At 36.7% G+C, this 16,512-nt stretch carries 16 protein-coding genes; 6 read left to right on the forward strand and 10 right to left on the reverse strand.

Annotated features, from left to right (window positions below; genetic code table 11):
- Nucleotides 1-110: 110 nt before the first annotated feature.
- The 3 genes from ACJVDK_RS10555 to ACJVDK_RS10565 all read left to right on the forward strand — a co-directional run bounded on the left by ACJVDK_RS10555 (nucleotide 111) and on the right by ACJVDK_RS10565 (nucleotide 2,860).
- Nucleotides 111-917 carry a M12 family metallopeptidase gene (locus tag ACJVDK_RS10555; RefSeq protein WP_443936628.1) on the forward strand — a complete coding sequence of 269 codons (807 nt, stop codon included), beginning with the start codon at nucleotides 111-113 and terminating at the stop codon, nucleotides 915-917.
- Between the two features lie 82 nt (nucleotides 918-999).
- The gene (locus ACJVDK_RS10560; protein ID WP_443936629.1) at nucleotides 1,000-1,806 is read left to right on the forward strand and encodes a M12 family metallopeptidase; all 807 of its coding nucleotides are present in this window, start codon (nucleotides 1,000-1,002) and stop codon (nucleotides 1,804-1,806) included.
- A 136-nt stretch (nucleotides 1,807-1,942) separates the two neighbouring features.
- On the forward strand, nucleotides 1,943-2,860 hold the full coding sequence (locus ACJVDK_RS10565; RefSeq protein ID WP_443936630.1) for a hypothetical protein: 918 nt from the start codon (nucleotides 1,943-1,945) through the stop codon (nucleotides 2,858-2,860).
- On the opposite strand, the gene ACJVDK_RS10570 is transcribed toward ACJVDK_RS10565, so the two are convergent.
- The 8 genes from ACJVDK_RS10570 to ACJVDK_RS10605 form a co-directional block, all read right to left on the reverse strand.
- Nucleotides 2,857-3,573, reverse strand: a complete 717-nt coding sequence (locus ACJVDK_RS10570) for a 2-phosphosulfolactate phosphatase (RefSeq protein ID WP_443936631.1) — start codon at nucleotides 3,571-3,573, stop codon at nucleotides 2,857-2,859. The two genes, ACJVDK_RS10565 and ACJVDK_RS10570, sit on opposite strands and share 4 nt — an antisense overlap.
- A 67-nt stretch (nucleotides 3,574-3,640) precedes the next feature.
- Complete coding sequence (gene gcvT / locus ACJVDK_RS10575) at nucleotides 3,641-4,720, reverse strand: glycine cleavage system aminomethyltransferase GcvT (protein WP_443936632.1); 1,080 nt, start codon at nucleotides 4,718-4,720, stop codon at nucleotides 3,641-3,643.
- A 159-nt stretch (nucleotides 4,721-4,879) separates the two neighbouring features.
- Complete coding sequence (locus tag ACJVDK_RS10580; protein ID WP_443936633.1) at nucleotides 4,880-6,442, reverse strand: sulfatase family protein; 1,563 nt, start codon at nucleotides 6,440-6,442, stop codon at nucleotides 4,880-4,882.
- Between the two features lie 72 nt (nucleotides 6,443-6,514).
- Entirely contained in the window at nucleotides 6,515-7,654 is a 1,140-nt protein-coding gene (locus ACJVDK_RS10585; RefSeq protein ID WP_443936634.1) for a glycosyltransferase family 4 protein, read from the reverse strand.
- A 95-nt stretch (nucleotides 7,655-7,749) separates the two neighbouring features.
- Nucleotides 7,750-8,346 (reverse strand): ribonuclease HII, encoded by a 597-nt coding sequence (locus tag ACJVDK_RS10590; protein ID WP_443936635.1) that lies wholly within the window; start codon nucleotides 8,344-8,346, stop codon nucleotides 7,750-7,752.
- A gap of 74 nt (nucleotides 8,347-8,420) precedes the next feature.
- Nucleotides 8,421-9,563, reverse strand: a complete 1,143-nt coding sequence (locus ACJVDK_RS10595; protein ID WP_443936636.1) for an ABC transporter permease — start codon at nucleotides 9,561-9,563, stop codon at nucleotides 8,421-8,423.
- Complete coding sequence (locus ACJVDK_RS10600) at nucleotides 9,563-10,699, reverse strand: glycosyltransferase family 2 protein (protein ID WP_443936637.1); 1,137 nt, start codon at nucleotides 10,697-10,699, stop codon at nucleotides 9,563-9,565. Before ACJVDK_RS10600 ends, ACJVDK_RS10595 begins: the two co-directional genes overlap by 1 nt.
- Nucleotides 10,677-11,663, reverse strand: a complete 987-nt coding sequence (locus ACJVDK_RS10605; protein WP_443936638.1) for a hypothetical protein — start codon at nucleotides 11,661-11,663, stop codon at nucleotides 10,677-10,679. The genes ACJVDK_RS10600 and ACJVDK_RS10605 overlap by 23 nt, the downstream gene beginning before the upstream one ends.
- Nucleotides 11,664-11,704: 41 nt before the next feature.
- On the opposite strand from ACJVDK_RS10605, the gene ruvC reads away from it, so the two are divergent.
- Complete coding sequence (ruvC, locus tag ACJVDK_RS10610; protein ID WP_443936639.1) at nucleotides 11,705-12,289, forward strand: crossover junction endodeoxyribonuclease RuvC; 585 nt, start codon at nucleotides 11,705-11,707, stop codon at nucleotides 12,287-12,289.
- Nucleotides 12,290-12,668: 379 nt separating this feature from the next.
- Here ruvC and ACJVDK_RS10615 read toward each other — a convergent pair whose 3' ends face one another.
- Nucleotides 12,669-13,523 carry a DUF4349 domain-containing protein gene (locus tag ACJVDK_RS10615; protein WP_443936640.1) on the reverse strand — a complete coding sequence of 285 codons (855 nt, stop codon included), beginning with the start codon at nucleotides 13,521-13,523 and terminating at the stop codon, nucleotides 12,669-12,671.
- Nucleotides 13,524-13,731: 208 nt separating this feature from the next.
- Between ACJVDK_RS10615 and ACJVDK_RS10620 the strand changes: the two genes are divergently transcribed.
- Complete coding sequence (locus ACJVDK_RS10620) at nucleotides 13,732-14,496, forward strand: superoxide dismutase (RefSeq protein ID WP_443936641.1); 765 nt, start codon at nucleotides 13,732-13,734, stop codon at nucleotides 14,494-14,496.
- A 114-nt stretch (nucleotides 14,497-14,610) separates the two neighbouring features.
- Here the strand turns inward: ACJVDK_RS10620 and ACJVDK_RS10625 are convergent, their stop codons facing one another.
- Nucleotides 14,611-14,826 carry a hypothetical protein gene (locus ACJVDK_RS10625; protein ID WP_443936642.1) on the reverse strand — a complete coding sequence of 72 codons (216 nt, stop codon included), beginning with the start codon at nucleotides 14,824-14,826 and terminating at the stop codon, nucleotides 14,611-14,613.
- Between the two features lie 302 nt (nucleotides 14,827-15,128).
- Here ACJVDK_RS10625 and ACJVDK_RS10630 point away from each other — a divergent pair, with 302 nt between their 5' ends.
- The gene (locus ACJVDK_RS10630) at nucleotides 15,129-16,346 is read left to right on the forward strand and encodes a hypothetical protein (protein WP_443936643.1); all 1,218 of its coding nucleotides are present in this window, start codon (nucleotides 15,129-15,131) and stop codon (nucleotides 16,344-16,346) included.
- Nucleotides 16,347-16,512 lie beyond the last annotated feature (166 nt).

A 16,512-nucleotide genomic window follows, 5' to 3' on the forward strand; every position in this document is an offset into this window, starting at 1 on the left:
CAATTCGAAATAAGCAATAAGACTACTTAGAAAAACGCTTCCTAAAAGTTTTTCATAGCTAACGCATTGCCTTTTTGAATTGATTTACTAACCATTTCATTTAAAAAGCTATGAAAAAAACAGCAGTACACAGACTATTCTTTTTCGCACTAGCATTTGCATGCTTATCTTATGCTTGTAAAAAAGAAATGCCGGTTCAATCGGAGGAAACGATAGATCCAAATTTAAAGGCATCAAATCCATTAGCCAACATTAAGGTGTGCACCGAAAGGTACATAGACGGCGTCACTCCAAGAGCCGCGGCGCTCAAAACCAAAAAATGGAAACCAGGTACCAAAATTAAAGTTAGCTTAAATGGTACTCCCCTAGCCATTCGGAGAAAAGTTATTCAATTTGCTAAACAATGGGAACAATATGCAAACATTACGTTTAACTTTGTAACGGATCAAGAAGCCACCATCCGAGTTGGTTTTATACAAGGCGACGGGAGTTGGTCGTATCTAGGTACTGATGCCAAAAAAATTCCTCTGAACGAAAACACCATGAATTTTGGATGGTTTGACGCTACAACTCCCGATGAAGAATTTAGTCGGACAGTTATCCATGAATTTGGCCATGCATTGGGATTAATTCATGAACAACAACATCCTTTAGCAAATATCCCTTGGAATAAAGAGGCGGTATATGCATACTACGGAGGTTCCCCATACTTTTGGTCAAAAGCTTCTATTGACCATAATATCTTAAGCAACTACTCCCCAGCTCAAACGAATTATAGTGAATATGACCCACTTTCTATAATGCATTACCCCGTTGCAAACGAATTAACAATTGGTGATTTCGAAGTCGGCTGGAACACAAAATTATCTAAAGTAGATAAAGAGGCTATTGCCGGAATTTATCCATTCCCATATTAAAAACGTTAAGCTGTGCCTAGTAATGTGCATTGCGAAGCACAGTTTATATTAAACAACTTACTTATTCAAAACACTTATACCTATGAAAATTATACAAAATTCATTCGCTTTAGCCTTGATAGCGGCTTCGTTGCTCTCTGCGTGTAAAAAAGAAAAACCGCAAAATCTTGTTGAGGCAGAAAACTCAACTTTATCGCTTCAAAATTCTTTGGCAAACATTAAGATTTGTACCGAATTAAACCTTGATGAAGGAATCGCTCCTAGAGGTGCCACTCGAAATGGCAAAACGTGGAATCCGGGCGATACCTTAACCGTAAGTTTAAGCAGTACCGGCAGCTCCTCAGCAATCCGATCAAAAGTTAGACACTACGCATCTAAATGGCTAACGTATGCAAACATCAACTTTAAATTTGTTAAAGATGATCCAACTGCTCAAATTCGCGTAAGTTTTACAAAAGGAGGCTCAAACTCATATATTGGTACAGATGCCCTTAAAATCTCCTCAGATAAATCTACCATGAACTTTGGTTGGCTAAGGGAAGAGACGTCAGATCGTAGTTACAGTGATGTGGTAGTACATGAATTTGGCCACGCGTTGGGCTTGATTCACGAACACATGAGTCCAGCAGCTGATATTCCATGGGATAAAGAAGCCGTTTATGCCTACTATATGGGCTCTCCAAACAATTGGTCTAAAGAAAAAATAGACAGTAATCTATTCAAAAAGTACAATGAAACTCAAACCAACTTTAGCGAATACGATCGCTATTCAATCATGCATTACACCATCCCAAATGAATTAACCATTGGCGATTTTGAGGTTAAATCAAACTATCAATTATCATCAAAAGATAAAGAATTCATTGCAAGTGTATATCCTGGAAGATAAAAAATTAGGGATAATAAAATTTCTCAAAAATTAATTTGAAATATTTGCACCGTATTTCCCTAAGAAAATAGTTATATTTTACGCATAGTGGCTTAATCAACCGCTATGCGATTTTTAGCATCAATAAAAATAGACCATGCATCTTACGTTAAAGCTCCTCAAAAATTTAAAAATATTTATTTGGATTTTTTTCATTCTCTTAGTCCATTCAACATCTGCACAAGTCAAAAATCAAAACTGGAACATAAAGCCATCTATTGGCTGGCAAAGCACAAATTTTAATTGGTCCATCGCCGGCAAACCAAACGGCACCTCGCCAAACATTCTTTCAGAAGTTATATGGAAAGGGCTAAAAGGGATGGATTATGGTCTTGATGTTGCGTACGATGTTACAGAAAGGCTAAGGGTTGACTTTCAAAATCAGTATAGCCGTTTGAGCCAAGGTATTGTAACAGATACGGACTACGCAGATGATAACCGACAAAATCCCTTTTACGATGAGTATTTAAATGCAGATAAAGGATACCTATTTTCAAGCGGTCTCCAAGTAAATTATGCCGTATTAAAGAACAAGCAATTTGAAATTCGTCCACTAGCAGGGCTTTCGCTAAACGAGCAAAAGTTTTACCTGCTTGAAAATTCGCAAAGCCCCACGAGTGTAGGCTTAAATTCTACGTACAAAACAAGTTATAGGGGTTTTGATTTTGGAAGTGGATTCCTACTTAAACAAAAATATTTCCATTTAGCGGCAGATATTATTGCTGGTTTTTATACCTACTCGGCAAAGGCCAATTGGAATTTAATCCCCGCCTTCGCCAAACCCGTAAGTTTTATACAAAAATCAAATTCTTTTTCACTTCAAACAAAACTAAATCTGTCTGTTCCGTTAACCACTCACTTACGAGCCGATTTAAACTATGTATTCAAATCGATAAAAACCTATACGGGAGTTGACCGAACGTATTATGTAAATGACGATCCAAAAGAAACCCTTTTTAATGGCGCCGACTTTAAACAAAATGCTTTAAGGATTGGCGTAACCTATTCATTCTAATTATGTAAGGCTACCAAACGATCTCCTTGCAAAACAGGAATAACCGTACACGCATTTAATTGAAGACAAAAAACAACATCTTCTTCAATGTTTAATTGAGCCAAACGGTGACTGTGCGAAGATTTATGAAGGTATTTTCGTAAGTCAGGCTTGGCCAGTGAATATAAGTCCTCTGCTGCAACACTTGAATCATCAAAATGCTCGAAACTTTTACGTAGTTTATCTACAACCGCCCCCGCAAAAAGAGTATCCTCTAAATTGAATTGATCTTTCCATCCAGCGCATAACAATAACACATTTTTATCTTGGCTTTCTAAATAGGCACAAAGTGAATCAAGATTTAAAAACGAACCTATTACTACTTGGTGCGCTCTTTTATTTGCTAAATGCAATGCTTTTGTTCCATTTGTTGTGGTTAAAACGATGGTTTTATTTTCTACCTTTTCCTTTGTGTAAGAGAAAGGTGAATTTCCAAAGTCGTATCCTTCAACAACTTCTCCGTTACGTTCCGCAGCCAACAAATATCCTTTATCGACATAAGCCAAACAATCTTCTACATGAGCCACCGGAATAATAGCTGCTGCACCATTCTCAATACCGTAAGTGATTGATGAGGTGGCGCGCAAAATATCAATTACTACCACAATACTCTCTTCAATGTGATATAGATCAATTAACGCTGGCGTTAAACAAACTTCTACTTTCTTTGACATGTAAGGGATCTAAAAAAGCTTAAGACATGGATTGTTGTTTCCATTATCTTAAGCTTTGTAAATGTTCTTATTTATAAAATGGAAACTTAACTATTTTGGCTTTAATTGGGGTATTTCTAATTAAAATAAAAATCTCCGTTCCTTCTTTTATAAATTCTTTAGTAACATAGCCCATTCCAATTGCTTTTTGCAGAGAAGGTGCCTGTGTACCTGAAGTTACTTTACCGATGATGTTTCCATCTGCATCAGCAATTTCATAATCATGACGAGGAATCCCTCTATCAATCATCTCAAAGCCTATTAATTTCTTGCTTACTCCAGCTTCTTTTTGCGCTAATAAAGCTTCTGAATTGGTAAATGATTTTGAGAATTTAGTAATCCAACCTAAACCTGCTTCCAGTGGTGAGGTTGAGTCATCAATATCGTTTCCATAAAGGCAAAAACCCATTTCTAAACGTAGGGTATCACGTGCACCTAAACCAATTGGTTTAATGTCATAAGCTGCACCAGCTTCAAAAACAGCATCCCAAATTTTATTGGCATATTCGTTTTCAAAATAAATTTCAAAACCACCGGCACCTGTATAACCTGTTGCAGAAATCACAACATTTTCTACCCCAGCAAATGTACCCTTTACGAAAGAATAGTACTCCATTGAGGCCAAATCAACATCAGTAAGGCTTTGTAATGCATCTGCTGCTTTTGGCCCTTGAATAGCTAATAAAGAAGTTTTATCAGAAATATTATGCATTTCTACTCCAGCTGTATTGAACTGCTGAATCCAATTCCAATCTTTCTCAATGTTTGAGGCATTTACCACTAACATGTATGTTTTCTCGTCTATACGATATACCAATAAATCATCAACAATACCACCAGTTGTGTTTGGCAAACAAGAGTATTGTACTTTTCCATCGTATAATTTTGAGGCATCGTTACTGGTTACCCGCTGAATTAAATCCAAAGCATTTTCGCCTTTTAAGATAAATTCGCCCATATGGCTTACATCAAAAACACCTACACCGTTGCGAACAGTTGCGTGTTCTGCGTTAATTCCTTCGTATGTTACAGGCATATTATAGCCAGCAAACGGTACCATTTTAGCTCCTAAAGCGATGTGTTTTTCTGTTAATGCGGTATTTTTCATGCTTAATATTTAGTGGCGTAAAAGTAGTAAGAAAATCGGAAAGTCTTACAGGATGAGCAGATTTTGGCTGGTTTAAATACTCAGAACATTCTTTCAAGGGCATGCATACCTCGTATTTTAAGCAAGAAAAGCAAGCTATTACTAAATTGCTTTTCTTGCTTAATTCTTTATAAATTTTTGATTTAACTCATCGCTATCCTTGTATTTCAGGCGAATGGTTCTTAAATCGTCCATTAATTTTACTTGAATTTTTTTATACGCTGCCTCACCATACACATTTTTCATCTCTGCCGGATCATTTTTTAAATCGTACAATTCCCAGGCATCAATATCATGATAAAAATGTATCAATTTGTAGCGACTGGTTCGAATTCCATAATGCCGTTTCACTTTATGCTCGCCGGGAAACTCATAGTAAGAATAGTATATGGCATCGCGCCATTTCTTGTCTTTCCCTCTTACTAGGTTTCTGAATGATTCACCTTGAATTTCTTTTGAAATGGGTGCTCTTGCATAATCAAGAAAAGTTGGGGCGAAATCGATATTTTGTATTAAGTTATGTATCACGGTACCGGCTTTTATCTCTTTCGGATACCGCATCAACAAGGGTGTTCGAAACGATTCCTCGTACATGAATCGCTTATCAAACCAACCGTGTTCTCCCAAGTAAAAACCTTGATCAGACGTATAAACCACGATGGTATTTTCAGAAAGCCCATTTTTATCTAAATAATCTAATAATTGCCCTACCCCATCATCTACCGACTGTATGGTACTCAGGTAATCTTGCATATAGCGATTGTATTTCCACAGGGCCAATTCTTTACCGCTTAATTTAGCTTCTTTAAATTGCGCTATGATAGGATCATAATGTGCATCCCAAGCTTTTCGTTCTGCCGTATCCATGCGTTGATAGATACTTTCAAAACTTTTACGGTAAGGGGCTGTCAGCTCTCCTTCATGATCACGTAATTTCAAATCGTACACCAAATCCATATTTTTAGCAATACTCATTTCTTGTTCTGCCGCGGCTTTCCTTCCTTGATACGTATCAAAAAAATTTGCTGGGGGAGTAAATGTTTTGGTATCGAATAACGTGCGATATTTTTCTTCTGGCATCCAGTTTCGGTGTGGTGCTTTTTGATGATATAACAATAAGAAAGGTTGATCAGGATTACGCTTATTTTTAAGCCAATCGAGTGCCAAATTGGTTGTTATTTGTGTTACATATCCCGGAATTCGTTTTTTAACACCATTTTCAATAAAATCTGGATTATAATAGTCGCCCTGCCCAACCAATACATTAGAATAGGTAAATCCCTGGGGCAATCCATCTAAATGTATTTTTCCTATTAAGGCAGTTTCATACCCTTTTCTTTGAAGTGTTTTGGCAAAATTATCCTGATTCCAATCAAAACCATGAACGTTGTCTATTTTACCATTGATATGACTAAATTTCCCCGTCAGCATAACGGCTCGGCTTGGAGCACAAATAGAGTTTGTCACAAAACTTCGGTCAAAAACGGCTCCTTCTTTGGCAATACGATCGATATTAGGAGTAGCATTTAAGCCAAATCCATAGGCACTAATGGCTTGGTAGGCATGATCATCACTCATAATAAAGATAATATTGGGTGCCTTTGAAACAGTTTTATTTTGCTGGGCGAACAAACTATTTCCAAAAGAGATGAGGAAGCTAAGGATAACTATTCTAAAATTCATACATAAGGATATTAAGGCGCCTAAGTTAATTATTGCTTAGTGCATTGAGTAAACAACTTTATAAAAAACGGATTAACTATTCATTAACTTCTCGAATATTTTCATCATTCTGCTAGCAATCAGGTTCACTCCATGTTCTTTTTCTACCGTTTTTCGGGCATTTTCACCAATTTCTACCCAGCGTTGCGGATTAATAATACATTGTAAAATAGATCGATAAAATTCATCCGCTGAATCTGCAATGAGAATATCGTATCCGTGCCGGCAATTAATTCCTTCTGCAGCAGTGGTTGTTGCGATGATGCATTTTTGCATGGCCATTCCTTCGATTATTTTCACCCGCATGCCAGTTCCTGAAATTAAGGGTACGATCATAATTGCTTTGGAATTCATAAACTCTACTGCATCAAAAACTTCGCCTTCAACAATTAAATTATCAGAGTCATATTCAAAAAAATGCTTTTGCATATTTTTACCTGCAATATAAAAGCGCAAATCTTTATCTAACTTTTCAATATCGGGCCAAATATCATCCAAAAACCATTCTAATCCTTCCTGATTTGGACGCCAATCCATTGCTCCCAGATGAAACAATGTTGGGAAGCTAATTTTATCCCTTTCTACCGTGTATTTTTCCAGATCAATAGCCACGGGAAAAACACTTACTGGAATTTCGCAACCAAAAGTTAAAATACTTTGGCGATCGGGTTCGCTGATAGCAAAAATATGATTGAAGCGATTTATTTGATCGGTTTCATATGCTTTTAATCGCGATGCTAAAAAGGCAAGGTATTGTCTCCGCGCTAAAAATCGTTCTGAGAGGGATAGCCGCTCCCACATGGCGAATTCAATGTTATGTGCTCTGTAGATCAGTTTTGCATTGCTATTGGCTTTAACGACATCTAAATATGGGACCACAAAAAGTCCCTCAAATTGAATAATATCGAAGACATTTTCACGCAAGAGATCTTCTAACTGCCTGGCAGCATCTTCGCTATAATACCGCGATACATTATAGGATTCATTGGTGAAAATATTAAAAAAGGCTGACCAAACATTAACCTCCGTATCTAAATCGACTAAGTGATAAGCTATTTGATCAAGAATAGGATCATTGATATCATCGACATCAACCTTCCCTTTTGTGGGGTTGAGACTAAACAAAGTAATATCTGCACCAAGCTGTAGTAGGCCCTTTATGGTATTATACACCACAATTGGGTAACCACTATTTGGTGGGTAGGGAAACCGCTTTGTTATCAACAGTATTTTCACGATGGTTTGAAAATAAGAAAAATCTATCTTTTTTAAAAAAGTTGCAGCTGTGGATCGCTTACTGTAAATGATTTGCGATGAAATGGAGATGGCCCTTTCTCTAACACCGCATGGCGATGTGCAGCCGTTGGATATCCTTTATTTTGCTCCCAGTTATATTGTGGAAAATCGGCATGAAGATTAAGCATAAATTCATCGCGATGAGTTTTTGCCAAAATAGATGCTGCCGCGATATTCAAATATTTCCCATCACCTTTTACAATGCAACTGTGCGGAATTTCTTGATATTTTTTAAAACGATTCCCATCTATAACCAAATAACCCGGTTGTGTTTTTAATTGATCTATCGCTTTGTGCATAGCCAAAAAAGAGGCATTTAGGATATTAATTCGATCAATTTCTTCATGATCAACAAAACCAACTGCCCAAGCCAATGCTTCGCGTTCGATAATGGGACGAAGTGCTTCGCGTTGTTTATGATTTAACTTTTTTGAATCATTCAGTCCTTCTAAATAAAAATCTTTTGGAAGTATGACGGCTGCAGCCACTACAGGGCCCGCTAAACAGCCACGCCCAGCTTCATCGCATCCAGCTTCTAAAAATTCTTGTTGGAAAGAGTTTAATAACATGAAACAAATGTACTGAATAAGCAATGAGTTTTCAAAAAGCCAACTCTTTAGGCAAATTGACTCCTGATAATGTCTTAAACAGTAACGTTCTGGCCTTTCACATCGAAAGCATCGCGCAAGCCAATGGCGAGCACATTAAAGGCATACACCGTTAGCATAATGGCCAATCCCGGTAGCATGGCTAAATAAGCGGCATCCATAATGATATAACCGTAATGTTCCTTAATCATTCCTCCCCAGCTTGGCATGGGAGGTTGTGCACCAAAACCTAAAAAGCTTAAACCGGTTTCCAGTAAAATTGCCGAAGCAAAATTAGAAGAAGCGACCACTAAAATAGGTCCCGCAATATTTGGCAATATATGCTTTGCAATGGTTCGGGTAGTACTAAAACCTAAAGCACGTGCTGCTTCTACAAATTCAACTTCTTTAATGGCCATCACTTGCCCGCGCACTAAACGTGCTACATCCACCCAAGTAGATAAACCTACTGCTATAAATATTTGCCAAAATCCTTTCCCCAAGGCAAAGGAAATAGCGATTACTAATAACAAAGACGGCAGCGACCAAACTACATTCATAAACCAACTGATGACCGTATCAATTGTTCCACCGAAATAGCCTGCCATAGCCCCCAAGGTTACGCCTATACATAAAGAAATAAGTACCGCCATTAAGCCAACAGACAAAGACACTCTTATTCCTAAAATTAATCGACTTAACAAATCGCGTCCGTAAATATCCGTGCCCAAATAAAATGTTCTTTCGTAAATAGCATATTTTTCAAAGTGCGTTGCTGGAGAACCTTGATTAGTAGGTAGCACACACGTTGGGCATAACTCTTTTAGTGAATAAGTTTGCTCCTTTGGTTTTTCATCTGGGCCTACGTATTCGTTCACCAAAACTTGCTTTCCGAAAATTTTATAGGAAGTAATGGGTATACTTTTATATGTCGCAGGCTGACCATTCAGCATTCGATTAAAAAAACTGAGTTCTTTTACATTATTGTATCGCTCAACAATTAAAAACTGAAAGGTTTTACCGGGCTTTACTTTGTTTAACTGTAAAACTTGGGTATTGGCATTGGGCGTTTTATCGGGAGTAATTAAATAACCCAAAACACCTACTACTGTCAATAGGAAAATAAAAACCAAACCACTAAAAGCCAGCTTATTTCGCTTAAATTTTAACCAAACTTTTTTTGATGGGCTATTATCCATTATCGAACCATTCTGCCTTTCCAATTGTATTTACCACTATTACCGGCGATACCAATATACACCATGTACAAAATATGGAGCACATTTAAAACCGGGATTAGAATCATTAAGCTTCGTCTTTTTGCAAAGCTTGTAACGCTCCATAAAAATAAACTTTCTAAAATCATTTTAACCATTAATTGGTAAAATGCTACAGATAAAAATGCAGGGAAAAAGCATCCTACTATAAAATTGGTTAAGATACTCAAATTAAAAAGCCATACGAATACACCTAATACAATGATGGCTTTATTTTTATAGCGAGTACTTTTAGAAGCCCAACGCCTACGTTGTTGAATAAAGGCGCTTAAATTCTCTTTGGCATGTGTGTACACAATGGCATCTGTGTTTTTTAAGAAACCAATTTTATCTGGATACTTGGCGGCAATTTTATGCAATAAAAGTTCATCATCACCCGATGCTAAATCGTCAATTCCGGTAAAGCCGCCAACTTCATAAAAGGTTTTCTTTTCATAAGCCAAATTAGCGCCATTACAAGTAGACGGTTGCTTATTTCCAATGGTAGAAGCACCTAAGCCAATTAAATATAAAAACTCGAGTGATTGCAGTCTCTCAAAAAAGCTCTTCTCTTGAAAATAGGCAACTGGCGAAGAAATCATTTTACAATCTTTCTCTTCATAAAAAGCGACCACGGTACTAAGCCATTTTTTGCCCATGCGGCAGTCTGCATCTGTGGTTACCACCAAATCGCCAAAACAAGTACCTATAGCCGTTTGGATAGCCTTCTTTTTGTATGAGTTAAGTGCCTTGCTTTCGTTTAATTTTATGAGGCGAACATTTTGACTCGCATAACCTAATACAATGTCGGCAGTACGGTCAGTTGAATGATCATCGATAATAATAATCTCTACTAATTCTGCGGGATAATCTTGCGCAATTAAATCGTCGATGGTTTTTCCGATATTTTCTTCTTCATTGCGCGCTGCTACAATTACAGAAACTTTTGTTTCGTAAACCGATTTTAGCGGTGTGAAATAAATTAATTTATGCCAGCCTCTTATAAAGGTTACAACCAATAAGCCGTAAACCAAGGTTAATGCGAATGAAAGTAGACTAATTAGTTTTAGAATTTCCAAAAAAGTTAAGTTTAAAAACAAAGTATGTGCCTAATATAGCAGGAATAATAATATTTGTAAACCAAATGCAAGCAATGCACCCGATAACGGCTACCGACTGATTGGTTATATACTGAAAAAAGAAGGCCCCCGTAAAAGCGCGTACCCCCACATCAAACAAATCTAAAGAAGGCAAAGTAGATTGTACAAAAAACAAAATACAAATCATAACTAGCACATCAAAAAAGTGTAATCCCGGTATTAACCACAAAAAAAGAATAAAATACTGGGAGGTAAAAACGATATAGCGCGCTAAACAAAAAAGCAAAATCCGAAACAATTCTGCTTTGCTGTATCTCGCCAAAATGCTATAAAACTTTTCATATTTACGGGTAAACTTGATTTGCAGCAAGAGCTTGTTTAACCAGCGAATGTTAAAATAGAAAACGATAAAAAAAACACAAAATACAACCGTGGCGATAAACAGAAGTGGCTCAACAGAAGCATGTAAATTGCGAATATCTAAAAAACGAAGGGCAAAAACATACAATGAAATGGCACCAAAAACATTGGTTAAAACCAATTGACCTATATTACCCACTGTCATGGCAACAACCCCCACAATTCGCCGCTTAGGCGATAAAAAGAAAACTCTCCCTCCGTATTCCCCCAAACGATTTGGTGTAAAAATGGCCAAAGTTAACCCACAAAAAACGGACTCAATAGCGCGATAAAAACTAATACGCTCGATATGTTTGACCATGCGTTGCCACTTGGCGGCTTCTAAAAACCAATTGACAAACATGAGTAAAAATACCACACCAATTACTGTGTAGATCTCTGTCTGTTCTTTACTTTTTAGTAGATTTTTAAAATTTAGCAGATTATCATTAGCTGAAAGCTTTTGATAGACAAACCAAAACACCAACAAAATGACACAACATTTAATGAAGAGTGAAAGTATTTTTTTGGTCTTAGTCGTCAAATTTATCTTTTTAGTTTGCAAATATGCTTAATATTGTCGGAATGTTAAACGAAAAAAAAGAGCGAATTATTATGGGCATAGATCCGGGTACTGCGGTGATGGGCTATGGCATAATTTTAGAGAAAGGGAATAAAACGGAGCTGTTAAGCATGGGCATTGTTAAGATGTCGCATTTAGATGATCCTTTTCTAAAACTGCAACGTATTTTCGAAAAAACAGTGGTGTTAATCGATCAATATAAACCGGATGTTTTAGCTATTGAAGCACCGTTTTACGGCAAAAATATTCAAGTATTGCTAAAATTAGGTCGTGCACAAGGAACCGCAATTGCAGCGGCACTCTCCAGAAATATTTCTGTAACGGAATATTCGCCCCGCAAAATCAAACAAGCCATTACAGGAAATGGAAATGCCACGAAAGAACAAGTGGCAGCCATGCTACAAAGGCTTTTGAATTTTAAAGAAACCCCTGAGTTTTTGGATGCAACCGATGGACTTGCGGTAGCGGTTTGTCACTCCTTCCAAAAAATATCTACTGGTAAATCTAAAACCTACTCAGGTTGGGAATCCTTTGTGAGCGATAATAAAAGTAAAGTGAAAGGCTTAGCAGCCAAAACCAAAAAATAGTTCAGTTTTTCAATTTGTACTTTCTTAAAATAAACAAGAACACGAGTTGAAAAACTATGGCTATTGGGATAAAAAAACTAGGTTATATACGATATACCAAAATAAAAGAGGTACTCCAGTACCGCATTTTTGTGGCATTGGGTCCGGAAAAAACAAATCCGATATCCATAGAAAAATAAAAGGCTAACAAAAAATCAATAATATAGTGCCTAAAAATGAAAACCAGATTGCTGCTTTTTTCTTGTTGTAAACAATATATGTTAAAACTAACGATAGGATTAAATAGGGTAAAAAAACAAATACAATTCCATCATCTGAATTTTAAAATCATGTTGGTTTTCCAATTAAAACCAACATGACGAAATAACAACCTTGAGCTTTAAATCTTTGCTGCCCTACTTGTGCGGTATAATCGAATTAAGTAAAAAATCAATCCGCCGCATAAAATAAGCATCCATAAATTGGAAATGATAAGTAAAAACTCTTTAAAAATGGTCCACCCATTCACCAATCCGAGCCATAATCTATCAAAAAAACCAGGTCGATAATCGTACAAATTGTCGTTTCCCACCATGGTAGTTTTCACGGTGTTATCTTGATAAAAACTTAGCCGAATGGTGCTAAACTTTACCCTATCATTAATTACCAGGTTTTCGATTTTTTTATCAATAAAATCATCCTTAATAATCAATGCTGTTTCAACATTAGGGCTTTTTTTAGTTGCCAACTTGTTCATTCGTTTTACAGCCTCTATCCTATTTTCAGCTTTTAGCGTATTTGCTAAATAAGCAATACTTTGGTCATCCATTTTCATGGATTCATTGTCCACAAAAACAGCAGTTTTGGCTATTGTATTTGTAAAGTCGTCTAACTTTTCTGAAGGCACTTTAGCTACTAAATATCCTTCCGTTCGATAGGAAGTAATTTCTTTCATCGAATCGAGCGATTGCTTTACTTTATTACTTTCGATAATTTGGCTCTGGATAGAAAATTCGGCAACTGTTCCGCCTACTGCTTTAATGGTTTCGCTCAGTTTCTCTTTCGTGCTTTGTACATCCTTTACACGAAATTGCATATCCGCTGTTTTAATAATCTTTTGGGTAAGCGTTGAATCAGCAGTAAAGCTATCTGTGTTTAGTACATCTGTTTCGGCAACAGAACCGTATTTTTTTTCGGCCGTGGTACAGCCAAATAGTGTTAAAATAATGCCACAGGCAAAAATAATCCTTTTCATAACGATGAGGTTTTAAATGTGTTAAAGTTATTTTTTGCTTCTAATGGCCAGAAGAATAAGAACGTTTTATGGTTAGTTTCAACGCTCTTTTCATCTTAATACAGATTCTAGAAAAAGGTAACCCCAGGCATTTTATTTATGCACTAAAAGATCATTACAAAACAATGAAGGCTCAAGATTGTATAAAATAGAACCAATATCCATAAACATGAAAAAATTATTTATCCCTTTACTGGGAATGATGGCTGTCATCATGGCTTGTAATAATTCAACAAAATCAGACGAAGCCTTAGTGGTTGGTGTGAGCGATACTGTGACTCATGAAAAAGTAGGAAATCCTGCAGATGTAAAAGCCGATGCGGGTCCTTTTCAGGTTGAAGCTTTAAAATATGCTTACAGCGATTTAGAAAAATCTATTGATGCTAGAACAATGGAACTGCATTTCTCCAAACATTATGTTGGCTATATAAACAAATTAAATAAGGAAGTAGCGGGTAAACCTCAGGCTTCAATGTCAATCGAAGACATTCTTAAGAATATGGATATGTCAAACGCAACCCTACGTAATAACGGAGGTGGCTTTTTCAACCATCGCATGTACTTTGCAACCATGAGCCCCGATGGTGGTGGCGAACCCACTGGAAAATTGGCCGAAGCCATCAAAAATGAATTCGGCTCTTTCGATTCTTTAAAAACAAAATTATCTACAGCAGCCGAAAAAAAATTTGGTTCGGGCTGGGCATGGCTGGTTGTTAAGAAAGGAAAATTAGCAGTTGGCAGTACCTCTAATCAAGACAACCCTTTAATGCCTAACTTGGATATCTCTGGAACGCCTATTCTGGGGATTGACGTTTGGGAACATGCCTATTACTTACGTTACCAAAACAGGCGTCCAGATTACTTAAAAGCTTATTTCGATGTAATAGATTGGAAAGTAGTAAATGATTATTACGCCATGGCGTTGAGCAAATAGGGAGTTCGTTTATCCTTACAATAAAGCAAAAATTTATTAGAGCTTAATCTAAAGACAACAAAAAAGCCAATTATGCATGAACATAATTGGCTTCTATATTTGAAGAGAAAAATTTTATGCGTCTAAAATTTTAAATACGCCTTTAATGCAAATGAATGCTCCAATGAATAAAATAATCCATGAAACTAGCGATAACATTGCCGAATCGAAAGCAAAACGTAAATACGTACCCACCATACAAACCAATACACCCAAAATAATTTGTTTATAAATGCCTGGCTGGTTGGCCGCTTTCATGCTCTCTGTATTGTGCTTTAATTCGTTTTCCATACTAATTTTATTTTATGATGCAGCAAAAGTAATACTAATTGCTGAATTTTTATAACACCATAGTATTTTTTTAATTAAGTATAAAAATATAGTGCATCTGCATGCGAATTAAAAGTAACTGCTTTTAACAAAGGGACTTTCATAGCTTAAAGCTTATGTGTTTTTTGAGCTTTACACTAAACTTAGTCATGGTAAATTTTGCGTTACCGAATCAAAAGAATCGTTTCTAGGAACGAAATATTTTTATCGAAACAAATTATTTTAAGCATCTTTACAGCAGCTCCTTACATAAAACAATTACTTTGCAGGCATTCTTAAAAAAGCATTTCTTCCTTTCGTTTTTCTTTTGCTCTTTTTTTTTATTAATCAATAGCCAGGACAGCTATGGGCAACGCCATTCAAAGCCTGATTCGGCTCGTGTAGGCGATGTGAAAGATTTCTTTAAAAGTATTTTCAACAAAAACAAAACCGTTGATTCTGCTACGTTAAACAAGAAATATCTTTGGTCATTTTTGCCTGCCCCGGGTTATACTGCTAACAATGGCTTTACCATCTCGGTAGGTGCTGCACTTTCTTTCTTAAGCAAACCGGGTGATAGTTTGAGCAAAATATCGAACATTACCACCAACGTTACCTATACGAGTTTCGGGCAAACGCTTCTCCCCTTTCAAGCAAATGTTTGGAGCAAGGATGAAAAATTCAATTACATTGTAGATTGGAAATACATGAATTACCCCAGCGATATTTGGGGACCAAGTACCAGCGTATATGCCGATACTGGCTTAGCCATAAACTTTTCAAGTGTAAAATTGCATCAAACTTTGATGTATAGCGTTTTTAAACATGTATATTTTGGCGCAGGTTATTACTTTGATAAGTTCTGGAACATTAGTCCGAAAGAATATTTAGCTCCAGTACCTTCGCAAGATTTTGCTGATTTTTTTGGCCATAATTTACAGGCTTCGGGGCCGGCATTACGCGTTATTTACGATACTCGTTTAAACCAGATTAATCCAAAACAAGGAACCTACTTGAGTGCAACATTTCGTAATTCGGCTAAGTTTTTAGGCAGTGCTGAAAATTGGAATGCCCTAACCTTAGACATGCGACATTACACCAATTTTCCGCGAGGAAGTAAAAACACGCTTGCCTTTTGGGCTTTGGGTTGGTATTCTACCCCAAACAATACACCCTATTTTTTAATGCCAAGCGTGGGTTGGGACGACAATCAAAATACCGGTCGTGGAACAGCCCAAGGTCGCTACAGAGGCTGGAAAATGAATTATTTTGAGTCGGAATATCGTTTTCAAATTTTAAAAAGCGGTTTTTTAGGTGGTGCTGTTTTTGTGAATGCCCAAACGTACCCCGAAGATCGTTTCTATAAATTGAACACTTTTTATTGGGGTGGTGGTGTAGGCTTGCGCATTAAACTCAACAAATTTTCGGGTACTAACGTATGCATCGATTTTGGTATTGGCCAAAAAAATGGCATTGCCACCAATATTGGGGAGGTGTTTTAAAAAAGATTCCCCACCTCACTTGGGAATAAAATTCTACAATTATTATTGATTGATTAGTTGAATCCACCGGTTGTTTTGTTAAACATAATGGATTTAATGATGCACACGTACAGCATTTTAAGCAATTAATTACTATAAAGACCTATTGTGTAACTCAAGGTATGAT

This window comes from Pedobacter paludisoli, from assembly GCF_052344095.1.
Classification (GTDB): Bacteria; Bacteroidota; Bacteroidia; order Sphingobacteriales; family Sphingobacteriaceae; genus Pedobacter.

Bases quoted from the DNA above. Each gene is read 5' to 3' on its own strand.
- ACJVDK_RS10555 (WP_443936628.1), top strand. From the start codon at position 111: ATGAAAAAAACAGCAGTACACAGACTATTCTTTTTCGCACTAGCATTT.
- ACJVDK_RS10560 (WP_443936629.1), top strand. From the start codon at position 1,000: ATGAAAATTATACAAAATTCATTCGCTTTAGCCTTGATAGCGGCTTCG.
- ACJVDK_RS10565 (WP_443936630.1), top strand. From the start codon at position 1,943: ATGCATCTTACGTTAAAGCTCCTCAAAAATTTAAAAATATTTATTTGG.
- ACJVDK_RS10570 (WP_443936631.1), bottom strand. From the start codon at position 3,573: ATGTCAAAGAAAGTAGAAGTTTGTTTAACGCCAGCGTTAATTGATCTA.
- gcvT (WP_443936632.1), bottom strand. From the start codon at position 4,720: ATGAAAAATACCGCATTAACAGAAAAACACATCGCTTTAGGAGCTAAA.
- ACJVDK_RS10580 (WP_443936633.1), bottom strand. From the start codon at position 6,442: ATGAATTTTAGAATAGTTATCCTTAGCTTCCTCATCTCTTTTGGAAAT.
- ACJVDK_RS10590 (WP_443936635.1), bottom strand. From the start codon at position 8,346: ATGTTATTAAACTCTTTCCAACAAGAATTTTTAGAAGCTGGATGCGAT.
- ACJVDK_RS10595 (WP_443936636.1), bottom strand. From the start codon at position 9,563: ATGGATAATAGCCCATCAAAAAAAGTTTGGTTAAAATTTAAGCGAAAT.
- ruvC (WP_443936639.1), top strand. From the start codon at position 11,705: ATGTTAAACGAAAAAAAAGAGCGAATTATTATGGGCATAGATCCGGGT.
- ACJVDK_RS10615 (WP_443936640.1), bottom strand. From the start codon at position 13,523: ATGAAAAGGATTATTTTTGCCTGTGGCATTATTTTAACACTATTTGGC.
- ACJVDK_RS10620 (WP_443936641.1), top strand. From the start codon at position 13,732: ATGAAAAAATTATTTATCCCTTTACTGGGAATGATGGCTGTCATCATG.
- ACJVDK_RS10625 (WP_443936642.1), bottom strand. From the start codon at position 14,826: ATGGAAAACGAATTAAAGCACAATACAGAGAGCATGAAAGCGGCCAAC.